Genomic DNA, 12,383 nt, shown 5'->3' on the forward strand with positions numbered 1-12,383 from the left:
TGGGGAGTGGACACTCCCCATTGGGAGCATGTTTTTTATACGTCAAAGTATTCATATAATGAAGTATTAAAGATAGCCAAGGATAGAGCTAAAAACAGTGGTTTTTAAATTGATATCTAGCTTTAAGGTTATAGTTTCGCCATAAGATCTATGTTGCCATATAAACCAACGATGATAAAATGCACTATCGCCCGTTTGATGTGAGACTACCATGAAAAAGAACGAATTAATTCAAATAACAAGACCAACTCGTACTCAGCTCACTCGTTCGGTAGCAACCTCTACAGCGATTGAAACAGGGCAGGAGTCTCGTCGCCTTGAAGAAGAGATGAAGGCTAAGCGTGAGAAGTTCGGGCATTTGAAACTGGCGATTTAGTTCTCTTTCAAGGCTTCATTAACCCAATATTTCATGGGTTCATAGTTAAGGTTTAGCCCTGCGTGGATTGTTGCAATGTATTGCTCGGGGTGTTGAGTCCAACTTTCATAGTCTAACGACTGAAAACCAGCTTGTACCGCCATCACATCAGCGAGTAAGCGCGATAAGCGCCCATTTCCTTCCCTAAATGGATGTATCAGAATTAATTCCACATGTACTGTTGCAATTGCTTCTATGACTTGTTCTCGGCTCATATTAGTGCAGGGTGTATACTTCGCTAGAAACTCTTTTTCAAATTGAGCAAGTAACTTTGCAACACGACCCGCAGGGGCAAACATAAAACCACCCTTGCTAATATTCACTGTGCGTAATTGACCAGCCCACTCGTAAACATTCCCTAACCATTGGCGGTGCCAACGCTGAATAAGAGATACAGTAATTTGCTCAGTGGGGAATTGTTCTTCAAAAATGACTTGATACAGTTTTTCTAACAGGACAAGCTCTGCATCATTGATATCATCAACGTTTGAAAGTCCTAGCTTGTTAGCCAGTACCTCTTCATCAGAGCCGTCAGCAAATTTTCCTTCGCTGTTAGATACATCATATCTATTCATTTAAGCGTGTTCTTTTGGTGTGGGTATGAATTTTGTACGTTATCATGCTAAAAACATCAAATAAATAATAACTACCTATAAATCAACGGATTAATTAAGTGTAGGTTAAATTGTAGATTTTTCTAAAAAATTCATAAATATCGTTATATTTCAAAGCTAACACACCCATGCATCATGGTTTTAATTCAAAATTGGCTCGTTTTACCCAAATATCAAGTTTATCAGCCCAATCTTGCATCATGATTTTGCGCTCTTCAAGATAAGTTGCATGGTTATATGAATGTCTAACACTATTTGAGTCCATATGGGCTAACTGTGCTTCGATAGCATCAGGTCTATATCCAAGCTCATTTAATCGTGTGCTGCCTGTTGTGCGTGTCGCATGAGGGTTATATATAACACTCCAACCTCTCGTTTTAAGAAATTGCCTTAGTGAGTTGGTAGACATCGGTTTATGACAAGAATCCCGACCGGGAAATAAATGTTTACGGCTGCCAGTAAAACCATAAAGAGATTTTAGAATCGCAATAGCTTGTGTAGGTAGAGGAACAATATGTTCTCTTCGTGCTTTCATTCGCTCAGCTGGAATTGTCCAAAGTGCATTATCAAGATCGAATTCAGACCATTTAGCCTCAGCGACTTCAGATGGACGAGAAAGCGTCCACCACATTAACCACATACAATAGTTCAGTTGAAAGGTGCCACGGCTATTATCAAAGTTATTGAGTAATTGACCTATTTGATCTGTAGTGAGGGCTTTTTTATGTTGAGTTTTGTTTGCTGGGAGAGCTTTTCTTATTGCCCATACAGGATCGCTATCAGCTCTTAATGTGGCAACAGCAAATTCAAAAATCGAGGATATCGTCCGTTTAGCTTCAGCAGCAACTGTTGGAACACCTCTTTGAACTTCACGCTGCAATATTTTGAGAATATGGTGAGATGTAATTTCTCTTATTGGTCATTGCCGATAGAAGGAAATACAATGCGCTCCAACATATCAAGGCGACGGTATTTTGTCACATCAGCCTAATCTTTCATTTCAACCATTCTTTTGAGATGATTTGAAATATATTTGCAGATTCGTTCGCTTTTCTGATCTTGTCTAGTTGCTTAGCTTGTGTTGGATTAATTCCTTCTGATACGAGTTTTCTGGCATCATCACATTTAGGTCTGGCTTCAGCTAGTGTTATTAATGGGGAGTTACCTAATGCAAGCATGCTTGATTTTCCATTTATTTGAAAACGGAATCGCCATGCTTTTTTACCATTAGGTTTCATTTTAAGGTACAAACCGTTGAAGTCATTGATACGATAAAGTTTTTCTTTAGGTTTTGCAGTTCTGCATTTTGTATCAGTAAGCATAATAAGTTCAACTAGTTATGTAAGTTGATATTATTATACTCACTTAAAAAGGGAGGATAAATAAGTTGTACCCAGTTACATACTCATTTAGTCACGAGCTTTTATGAAACTTAATGAGGCATAAAAAAGCATAAAACCCAGTTAATATCATGAATTTTATGCTGTTTTATTATGATTTGATACTTTGTGAAATAATATAAGGCTAAAGCGCTGGCTTACACATTAAACAAGAAGTTCAGCACATCGCCATCTTGAACAATGTAATCTTTACCTTCTGCACGCATTCTACCGGCTTCTTTAGCGCCTTGCTCACCGCGGTATTTAATAAAATCATCAAATGCGATAGTTTGAGCTCGAATAAAGCCTTTCTCAAAGTCAGTATGGATCTTACCGGCGGCTTGTGGGGCTGTTGCACCGACAGGGATCGTCCATGCGCGAACTTCTTTCACGCCAGCAGTAAAATAAGTTTGTAGGTTCAATAACTGATAACCTGCACGGATCACGCGGTTTAAACCAGGCTCTTCAATGCCAAGATCTGCCATAAACTCATCACGCTCCTCATCTTCCAATTCAGCGATATCTGATTCGATAGCGGCACAAACAGGAACGACGACAGAACCTTCTGATTCAGCAATTTTATTTACCGTATCTAAATAAGGATTATTTTCAAAGCCATCTTCATTAACATTCGCAATATACATTGTTGGTTTGAGTGTTAAGAAACTTAAATAACGGATCAGTGCTTTTTCTTCTGCGCTAAGATCTAAAGTACGCAGCATGCCTGCGTTTTCAAGATGGGGTAAGCACTTCTCTAATACTTCTAATTCTGCTTTAGCATCTTTATCGCCACCTTTTGCACGCTTTTGTATGCGATGTATTGCGCGTTCACAGGTATCAAGGTCAGCGAGCGCTAATTCGGTATTGATAACCTCAATGTCCTCAGCAGGGTTAACTTGACCTGCCACATGGATGATATTGTCGTTTTCAAAGCAACGCACTACGTGGCCGATAGCTTCCGTTTCACGGATATTAGTCAGGAACTGGTTACCTAAACCTTCTCCTTTTGAGGCGCCTTTGACTAAACCCGCGATATCAACGAATTCCATCGTAGTTGGTAGAATACGTTGTGGCTTTACAATTTCAGCCAATTGGTCAAGACGTGGGTCTGGCATTGGCACAACGCCCGTATTCGGCTCAATTGTACAAAAAGGGAAGTTGGCTGCTTCGATGCCGGCTTTGGTCAACGCATTAAACAGTGTAGATTTACCCACGTTAGGCAGACCAACGATACCGCATTTAAAACCCATATGTTTCTCACCTTAAAAATAGCAAGGGGCAGGCGAGCGCTGCTCCTGAATGTTAGAAAATTGGCGCTGATTATACACAAAAAGTTGTTTTTGATGAAATGAACTCTTTACGTACACTGATTTTACGCTGTTGCTTTAAAACTATGTAGGCGATTTATCGCTTTATCCATCCCATCACTAAGTAAGATATCTGTGCACCTTAAGGACTCATCAATCGCTTCATCGATAAGTTTTTGCTCAGATGCAGGTGGTTTGCCTAAAACAAAACCAACAACTTTGTTTTTATCGCCTGGATGACCAATACCTATGCGTAAACGATAAAAGTTTGGGTTATTACTAAACTTGTTTTGAATATCCTTAAGACCGTTATGCCCACCATTACTGCCGCCTAATTTCATTTTTGCAACACCGGGGGGTAAATCTAATTCATCATGCGCGACTAAAATTTCATCAGGGTTAATGCGATAGAAGTTAGCAACAGCCAGAACCGATTTACCACTCAAATTCATAAAGGTGGTTGGAACAAGTAACCGAACATCGTTGCCATTAAGGTTGATACGGGCGGTATAACCGAAAAATTTTGCTTCTTCTTTTAAAGATTGGTTATGGCGTTCGGCAAGTAAGTCAACATACCATGCTCCAGCATTATGACGAGTTTGGGCGTATTCAGCACCTGGGTTGGCGAGGCCAACAATTAGTTTTATTTTGCTCACGGCTAATTATTCACTGTCAGTTAAGTCAAAAAATTATATCTAGTTTACCTTGTGATAGGGGGATGTACAAAATTGAAATAGGGCAATGAGGGGGTTATTTAGTTTCGTATGAAACTATTCGGGAAAAATATTTTTAAAAAAAGCATCTTTTGTACAGAAATTATGGGAAAAGTCTCACCATGTGATAGCCATCGCAAACAATTTTACTTATTACACTATAATAATCATATAACAATATAATTTTTTCGAATATTTCAATTATGCTTTGCTTATCAGTCTACTGAGATAGGAGGTAGATATGAAACGTAAAACAGCAGTTTTGGTTGGTAATATTTTGATGGCGTTAGGGCTAATCGTTATGATAGGAAGTATTGCACTGAACCTATCTTCCCATATATTTAGTCTCAATTTACCGGACATGATCACAATGGGCTCCTTGTTTGGCATCTTTGTTGGTGCGATGATCTGGTTAACTGGAGCGAGAATTGGCGGTAGAGAAAAAATTGCTGACCGTTACTGGCTAATAAAACATTATCCACATTCAAATAAAGATAACCATCGTTATCCATAATATTTGTTTTTAATTTATGTGGTACTAACAATATTAGTTGATCTTATTTAGCAACGAAGGGTGATTTCATATTTTAGATAATCACTCTTTTGTTTTTTTATTCACCTCTAACTCTCTCTTCTTTCGTGCGTATTTTATCACCATGGCAATATGAAAAATTAAGCCAACGAGGTTACCTATAGGCTATGGTGAGTAAAAATGAATGGATAAATAAAGCCCCTACGGTTGATATTCAACCGTAGGGGCGCTACTTAAATTATGACATTTCTTTGATTTTCAAAGCAATATAGAAAAACGAGGTATTGCTACCTCGTTAATTAATTCTTAGTGCTCGAACATCGCAGAAATTGACTCTTCATTGCTAATACGGCGAATTGCTTCGGCCAGCATGCCTGAAAGTGTCAGCGTGCGAACTTTGTTCAATGCTTTAATTTCAGGTGAAAGAGGGATTGTGTCACAAACAATGACTTCATCAATGACTGAATTTTTGATGTTGTCTACGGCATTACCTGAGAAAATCGGGTGAGTTGCGTATGCAAATACGCGTTTTGCACCACGCTCTTTCAGAGCTTCAGCCGCTTTACACAGCGTGCCACCAGTATCTATCATATCGTCGACTAAAATGCAGTCACGACCAGAAACATCACCAATGATGTGCATCACTTGGGAAACGTTCGCACGAGGACGACGTTTATCGATGATTGCCATATCAGTGTCATTTAACAGTTTCGCAATTGCTCTAGCACGGACGACGCCGCCGATGTCTGGAGATACAACGATTGGGTTTTCCAAATCTTTCTGCAACATATCTTCCAGAAGAATAGGGCTACCGAATACGTTATCAACAGGAACATCAAAGAAGCCCTGGATCTGCTCAGCGTGTAGGTCAACGGTGAGAACACGGTCAACACCTACACTGGACAGAAAATCGGCAACAACTTTAGCGGTGATTGGTACACGGGCAGAACGTACGCGACGATCCTGTCTAGCATAACCGAAGTAAGGGATAACAGCGGTAATACGACCAGCAGATGCACGGCGCAGCGCATCGACCATAACAACCAGTTCCATCAGGTTATCATTGGTTGGTGCACAGGTTGACTGGATGATAAAGATATCACCACCGCGAACATTTTCATTAATTTGAACACTGACTTCGCCGTCGCTAAAACGACCAACAGCCGCGTCTCCAAGATTAGTGTAAAGGCGGTTAGCAACACGTTGTGCTAGTTCCGGTGTAGCGTTACCAGCAAAAAGCTTCATATCGGGCACGAGAAAAACCTCAGGCTTGCGTCCAGAGAGATATTGTTGACCAATAACCGATGCTAAATCGTTATTATTGGTGCAATACACGGGTTATCCCAGCGCGGAATTTGTGCAACGGCGATTCGTTCACCCCTTGAGCGACGAAACCATGCACCCACGATGGGGCTTTATTTAACACCTTAAGGGCATCAGCTTGTGTTTCAAATTCAGAAAAAACACAAGCACCTGTCCCTGTAAGGCGAGACGGGGCATATTCTAACAGCCAAGAAACGAGCTGTTCAACCTCACGAAAACGTTTTCTTGCAATTGGTTCGCAATCATTTGCGTACGGAGCCAGTAATAATGCGGCTAGTGAGCGTTTTGGAGAATTTCGATTTAATTGCGGATCTGTGAAGATCATCGGAGTTGAGATTTCAATTCCTGGATGTGCAACCAGATACCATTTCTCTTTAGGCGAGGCTGGAGTCAAAATTTCACCTATTCCTTCCGCAAAAGCGGCATGGCCTCGCACAAAAACGGGAACGTCTGCTCCAAGGCTTTTACCTAGCTCCGCTAACACGTCATCACTCACTGCTGTTCCCCAGTGAGTATTTAATGCAATAAGTGTGGTGGCCGCATTGGAAGAGCCTCCACCGATACCGCCGCCCATTGGCAATATTTTATTGATTTTGATATCTGCCCCGAGAGGTTCTGAATAGCCTAAAGTATCACGGCAGTAGTGTTGTAATAATTTTGCGGCTTTGACGATTAAGTTTTGTTCTGGTTCTACTCCCTCCATTGGCGTGAGTAGATTGATGTGATCGTCTGCCCGCGTGGTGATGGTAATGTCGTCACCGTAATCAAGAAATTGAAACAGTGTTTGTAATTCGTGATAGCCGTCTGCTCGACGGCCTGTGATATAGAGAAAAAGGTTCAATTTAGCAGGGGAAGGCCATGTTAACGTCATTTTTGTAAAGTCCAGCTATCCATTTTTAGCTTAATTAGGCGCGAACCCTGACGTAATTCAAGGTTGCTTGGTAACATTGGAGTGGTATTCATATTGTAAGAAAGATAGTTAAGCTGCCACTTTTCACCATTGGTTTGCTGTAATGTTACAGATTTTAGGAGGTGGTTTTTATCCAGCGTAAATTGTGTTGCGCGCCCAGGTGAGCCAGTTAACCAAGCGGTCAGGTCCTCAAGCGGGATCTCCATGCCAGTAAGTTGATAAATCAGCTCGGAAGGAACATCACTCATATGCGTTTGCCCATCTTTTGTGGTTAAACGCGCTAAATCAGGTTCAACGGTGAGCTCTAACTCGCGGCTGCCGAGTGGGTTTGTCAACAATAAACGATATTTTTCAGGTGTATACTGCTGCCAGAAGAATTTAGCATAGGTTTTACTACCATCAAATTCATAGGCAAAAGAACCGCGAGTTTGATAATTGCGAAGTGCGTTGACTTCTTGTAAATGGGTTTTCCATTGTGGATCAGACGCGGAACCTGTACCAGACGTTGTTGTTTGTTGAGTGGTCACACAAGCCGTCAGCAATAAGCAAGAAAGCGGCAATAAACGCCAAAAACGCTTTGCGGTGGAAGGAGCGAAACAAGACCAAGTAGTGAACAGTTGCATAGCGACTCTCAAAAATCATTGAGTAAAAAGTAAATAGGTTTTATCAAAGCTGATACCCACTGAAGTGTAACGTGTTATTGCAATTTAGAAAAATGACTCACTGGATAATATGGTGCGACAGTGGGCAAAATATTGCGTTAAAACAGCTAAATGATCAATCGGATTGAAGAAGTTTTGCCTATTTATACAATTGGTCAATGAGTATCGATAGTTTGATTCATCAGTTGACAGATGACAATCGCAGCATATCTCATTGATATTGATAATTTCTTAATAAGTATAATAAAAAAGGGTACATCTCCGATATAAAGCGGTGTAGAATAGCAATACTAATAGTGTTGAATTCGGCTAAATCGTCAGCAGTTTTCTATGGAAAAAGTTTGGTAGTGATCATCTTTATGGTTTTCATTATTCGCGGGGCATAGAAAGCGGGGCGGAGATCATCTACAATAGTCGATAAACAAATAACAGTAGTGTGGTTATACTACTGGATAAATAATTAGCAATGTGAGCAATGTAGTTAAGCACAATGACCCTATTAGCCCTAGGCATTAATCATAAAACGGCGCCAGTAGCCCTTCGTGAACGGGTGGCTTTTGGACCAGAAAAAATCGACCATGCTCTTGAGGAGTTGCTTAAGCAACCTCAGGTGAGCGGTGGCGTTGTGCTGTCGACCTGTAATAGAACTGAGTTGTATTTGAGCCTTGAATCACAAGAACAAGCTCAAGAACAGCTTATCCAGTGGTTATGCAAGTTTCACAATATTACAGATAAAGATTTAAAACCGAGTCTGTACTGGCATGAAGGTGACCGAGCAGTCAGTCACCTTATGCGGGTTGCAAGTGGGTTGGATTCTTTAGTTTTAGGTGAACCGCAAATCCTTGGGCAGGTTAAAAAAGCGTTCGCCCTTTCTCAAGACAACCATTCTTTGTCGAGCGAATTAGAGCGTTTATTTCAAAAATCATTTTCTGTCGCTAAACGCATTCGTACCGAAACAGAGATCGGAGCGAATGCGGTTTCCGTTGCATTCGCCGCTTGTACATTAGCAAGGCAAATTTTTGAGTCACTCAAACATTTGAATATTTTGTTAGTGGGAGCAGGGGAAACAATTGAATTGGTGGCACGCCATTTACGCGAGCATGGTGTGCAGAAGATGATGATCGCTAACCGTTCTCGTGAAAGAGCGGAGTTATTAGCTAATGAGGTTAATGCGGAAGTGATCACGCTGTCTGATATTGATACACGTTTGGCTCAAGCCGATATTGTGATCAGTTCAACAGCAAGTCCGTTACCGATTATAGGCAAAGGCATGGTAGAGCGTGCGATGAAAGTGCGTCGCAGCAAACCCATGTTGTTAATTGATATTGCGGTTCCTCGTGATATCGAGCCTGATATTGAAAAACTCAGAGATGTTTACCTGTATACGGTGGATGATCTTGAGTCGATAATTCAGCAAAACCTTGCTCAGCGCAAAGCCGCAGCGGTTGAAGCAGAATTTATCGTGGAACAAGAAAGCAGCCATTTCATGGATTGGTTGCGCTCGCAAGCCGCAGTGTCTACAATTCGCGATTACAGAGCGCAGGCTGAGGCAATCCGCGCGGGGATGACAGAAAAAGCACTCGCGGCAATTAGTCAGGGTGCAGACCCTGAACAAGTTATTACACAACTTACCCAACAATTGACCAACCGCCTGATCCATGCACCAACAAAATCTTTACAGCAAGCCGCTGGAGATGGTGACTTGGAACGCCTGAATCTACTTAGGGACAGCTTAGGGCTGAACCATCAATAACCACATTTTAATCATGGGTCTGATATAACGAATGAAGCCTTCTATTGTCGCAAAACTGGAAGCATTACAGGAACGCTATGAAGAAATTCAAGCACACCTCGCCGATGCAGGTGTGATTGCTGATCAGGGACGCTTTCGTGCCTTATCAAAAGAGTATGCTCAACTGACAGATGTCGCCAAATGCTTTACGGCATGGCGGACTGTTCAGGAAGATATCGAAACAGCAGAGATGATGTTAGATGATCCTGAAATGAAAGAGATGGCTCAAGAAGAGCTAAAAGAAGCGAAAGCGCGCAATGAAGAGCTTGAACAGCAATTACAACTGTTGTTGCTGCCAAAAGATCCTGATGATGAATACAACTGTTTCCTTGAAATTCGTGCAGGGGCTGGTGGAGACGAAGCGGCTATTTTTGCGGGTGATCTATTCCGCATGTATAGCCGTTATGCCGAGGCTAACCGTTGGCGTGTTGAGTTAATGAGCACTAGTGATGGTGAGCATGGTGGCTTCAAAGAAGTGATTGCAAAAATTTCCGGTGAAAGCGTTTATGGTCGCTTGAAATTCGAATCTGGTGGTCATCGTGTACAACGTGTGCCAGAAACGGAATCACAAGGACGTATTCATACATCGGCTTGTACCGTCGCTATCCTTCCTGAATTACCGGAAGCGGAATTACCTGAAATCAACCCTGCAGATTTACGTATTGATACATTCCGCTCTTCGGGAGCGGGTGGACAGCACGTTAACACAACTGACTCCGCAATCCGTATTACCCATATTCCAACGGGTATTGTGGTTGAATGTCAGGATGAACGTTCACAGCATAAGAACAAAGCAAAAGCGATGTCTGTATTAGGTGCTCGTATCCGTCAAGCAGAAATGGATAAGCGTCAAGCCGCTGAAGCCTCGGAACGACGTAACTTATTAGGTTCTGGTGACCGTTCTGACCGTATTCGTACCTATAACTTCCCTCAAGGTAGGGTGACCGATCACCGTATCAATTTGACGTTGTATCGTTTAGATGAAGTGATGGAAGGGAAGCTGGATGCGTTAATTCAGCCGATTATCAACGAATATCAAGCAGATCAACTGTCTGCATTGTCTGAGCAAGATTAATGCAATACGGCGAGTGGGTTGACCAAGCAGTCGCAAGGCTGCCGATGAGTGATAGTGCTAAACGAGATGCGGAAATCCTGCTTCAACACATTACAGGGCGGAGTCGTACCTTTATTTTTGCATTTGCAGAAACAGAGTTAACACAGCCTGAGTATGAAGCACTTGAATCACTATTATGTCGTCGTGAGCAAGGTGAACCCATCGCCTATATTATTGGTGAGCGTGAATTTTGGTCATTGCCTTTATTTGTCTCGCCAGCCACTTTGATTCCCCGTCCTGATACTGAATGTCTAGTTGAACAGGCCCTAGCACGGCTTCCGGCTCAGCGCTGCCAAATACTTGATCTTGGCACAGGGACAGGCGCTATTGCTTTGGCGATCGCCTCTGAACGTCCAGACAGCGTGATTATCGGTATTGATTTTAATCTGGATGCTGTTTCTTTAGCACAGCGTAATCAGCAACGTCTGGCGCTTAATAATGTACAGTTTCTACAAAGTGATTGGTTTACCTCACTGTCTTGCCAACATTTTGATATGATTGTGAGTAATCCACCTTATATTGATGGAAATGATGACCATTTGCAGCAAGGCGATGTTAGATTCGAACCTTTAACCGCTTTAGTGGCAGATAATCACGGACTGTCAGATTTAGACCATATTGTGTCTACATCGAGATCATACCTTAACCCACAAGGTTGGTTACTTGTTGAGCATGGATGGCAACAAGGTGCCGCAGTTCGTGAGTTATTCAAACAGTATGGATATAGCAATATTGAAACCTGTCTAGATTATGGTGGCCGAGATAGAATTTCGCTTGGGCAGTGGAATAAATCAGTGGAAATGTGATGAAAACCATAGCAAATATTGAATTTAACAAAATACCTTTGAGTGAAGGTATTATGATAGTTTCCCAAAGTATTCGTATCGATTTTCCTCTTATGCAAGTACAGGCTCGATTGGATAGCTTGGTTGAGGCAGCCAAAGCGGTTATTGATTTACAAGCGGATAATGAAAGTAAAATTAATCAACTAATAACGCTTTTTTATCATCAATGGCAATTTGGTGGTGCTGACGGCATCTATGCATTATCCGACATGCTTTGGCTAGATAAAGTCTTAGCAACGAAACGTGGAACACCGGTCTCTTTAGGTTCCATTTTCCTTTATATTGCTGAGAAATTAGAGATTGATATCGAACCTGCCGTGTTTCCAACTCAGCTGTTATTACTGGCTCAGAAAGAGGATGGTTCACAATGGTTTATTAACCCAGTCAATGGGGAAACCTTGACATGGCATACGCTCAATTTGTGGCTTAAAGGAACCGTGGATCCCTACTCTGAGTTGGATGAGGATCAACTCGATGTTGCGGAAAACAGTGTGATCATTCGTAAGTTATTTGACACGCTGAAAGCCTCTTTAATGGAAGAGAAAAAAATGGAGTTAGCGTTAAAGGTCTGTGAGACGCTATTAACGTTAGATCCTGAAGACCCTTATGAAATTCGCGACCGTGGATTAATTCTTGCACATTTAGATTGTAACCATGTGGCGTTGAATGATTTAAACTATTTTATTGAACACTGCCCAGAAGATCCTATTTCTGAAATGATTAAAATTCAGATATATTCATTAGATAATCATCCAGTAGTGTTACATTAATTTATGC

12 protein-coding genes and 1 pseudogene are annotated in these 12,383 nt (G+C 41.6%); 6 read left to right on the plus strand and 7 right to left on the minus strand.

Translation table 11 applies throughout. The features are described 5' to 3' along the window. Positions 1–211: 211 nt before the first annotated feature. A complete protein-coding gene (locus PR833_RS16275) occupies positions 212–376 on the plus strand; it encodes a hypothetical protein (RefSeq protein ID WP_190956435.1) in 165 nt (54 codons plus the stop codon). On the opposite strand, the gene PR833_RS16280 is transcribed toward PR833_RS16275, so the two are convergent. The 4 genes and pseudogenes from PR833_RS16280 to pth all read right to left on the minus strand — a co-directional run bounded on the left by PR833_RS16280 (position 373) and on the right by pth (position 4,371). Beyond that, the gene (locus PR833_RS16280) at positions 373–990 is read right to left on the minus strand and encodes a Fic/DOC family protein (RefSeq protein WP_150375471.1); all 618 of its coding nucleotides are present in this window, start codon (positions 988–990) and stop codon (positions 373–375) included. The two genes, PR833_RS16275 and PR833_RS16280, sit on opposite strands and share 4 nt — an antisense overlap. Positions 991–1,162: 172 nt before the next feature. Continuing rightward, positions 1,163–2,351 (minus strand): annotated as a pseudogene (locus PR833_RS16285) (tyrosine-type recombinase/integrase). A 215-nt stretch (positions 2,352–2,566) separates the two neighbouring features. After that, positions 2,567–3,658: a redox-regulated ATPase YchF gene (gene ychF / locus PR833_RS16290; RefSeq protein ID WP_004919376.1), complete on the minus strand. Its 1,092-nt coding sequence runs from the start codon at positions 3,656–3,658 to the stop codon at positions 2,567–2,569. Positions 3,659–3,780: 122 nt separating this feature from the next. Continuing rightward, the gene (pth, locus tag PR833_RS16295) at positions 3,781–4,371 is read right to left on the minus strand and encodes an aminoacyl-tRNA hydrolase (protein ID WP_004919378.1); all 591 of its coding nucleotides are present in this window, start codon (positions 4,369–4,371) and stop codon (positions 3,781–3,783) included. 298 nt (positions 4,372–4,669) lie between these two features. Between pth and ychH the strand changes: the two genes are divergently transcribed. Continuing rightward, complete coding sequence (gene ychH, locus PR833_RS16300) at positions 4,670–4,942, plus strand: stress-induced protein YchH (protein WP_004919381.1); 273 nt, start codon at positions 4,670–4,672, stop codon at positions 4,940–4,942. A 324-nt stretch (positions 4,943–5,266) separates the two neighbouring features. On the opposite strand, the gene prs is transcribed toward ychH, so the two are convergent. The 3 genes from prs to lolB form a co-directional block, all read right to left on the minus strand. Then, positions 5,267–6,214 carry a ribose-phosphate diphosphokinase gene (gene prs / locus PR833_RS16305; RefSeq protein WP_006661866.1) on the minus strand — a complete coding sequence of 316 codons (948 nt, stop codon included), beginning with the start codon at positions 6,212–6,214 and terminating at the stop codon, positions 5,267–5,269. Between the two features lie 64 nt (positions 6,215–6,278). Continuing rightward, positions 6,279–7,154, minus strand: coding sequence for a 4-(cytidine 5'-diphospho)-2-C-methyl-D-erythritol kinase (gene ispE / locus PR833_RS16310; protein WP_004919385.1), 876 nt, complete (start codon positions 7,152–7,154; stop codon positions 6,279–6,281). Beyond that, the gene (gene lolB / locus PR833_RS16315; protein ID WP_042116548.1) at positions 7,151–7,816 is read right to left on the minus strand and encodes a lipoprotein insertase outer membrane protein LolB; all 666 of its coding nucleotides are present in this window, start codon (positions 7,814–7,816) and stop codon (positions 7,151–7,153) included. The genes ispE and lolB overlap by 4 nt, the downstream gene beginning before the upstream one ends. A 529-nt stretch (positions 7,817–8,345) precedes the next feature. On the opposite strand from lolB, the gene hemA reads away from it, so the two are divergent. The 4 genes from hemA to sirB1 are packed head-to-tail and all read left to right on the plus strand — an operon-like array spanning position 8,346 to position 12,376. Beyond that, positions 8,346–9,608, plus strand: a complete 1,263-nt coding sequence (gene hemA, locus PR833_RS16320) for a glutamyl-tRNA reductase (protein ID WP_004919391.1) — start codon at positions 8,346–8,348, stop codon at positions 9,606–9,608. Positions 9,609–9,639: 31 nt separating this feature from the next. Then, positions 9,640–10,722, plus strand: coding sequence for a peptide chain release factor 1 (prfA, locus tag PR833_RS16325; RefSeq protein WP_004919392.1), 1,083 nt, complete (start codon positions 9,640–9,642; stop codon positions 10,720–10,722). Continuing rightward, positions 10,722–11,567 carry a peptide chain release factor N(5)-glutamine methyltransferase gene (gene prmC, locus PR833_RS16330; protein ID WP_004919393.1) on the plus strand — a complete coding sequence of 282 codons (846 nt, stop codon included), beginning with the start codon at positions 10,722–10,724 and terminating at the stop codon, positions 11,565–11,567. Before prfA ends, prmC begins: the two co-directional genes overlap by 1 nt. Further along, positions 11,567–12,376 carry an invasion regulator SirB1 gene (gene sirB1, locus PR833_RS16335; protein ID WP_141173379.1) on the plus strand — a complete coding sequence of 270 codons (810 nt, stop codon included), beginning with the start codon at positions 11,567–11,569 and terminating at the stop codon, positions 12,374–12,376. Before prmC ends, sirB1 begins: the two co-directional genes overlap by 1 nt. Positions 12,377–12,383: the final 7 nt, after the last annotated feature.

The organism is Providencia sp. PROV189 (assembly GCF_028480065.1).
Classification (GTDB): Bacteria; Pseudomonadota; Gammaproteobacteria; order Enterobacterales; family Enterobacteriaceae; genus Providencia; species Providencia stuartii.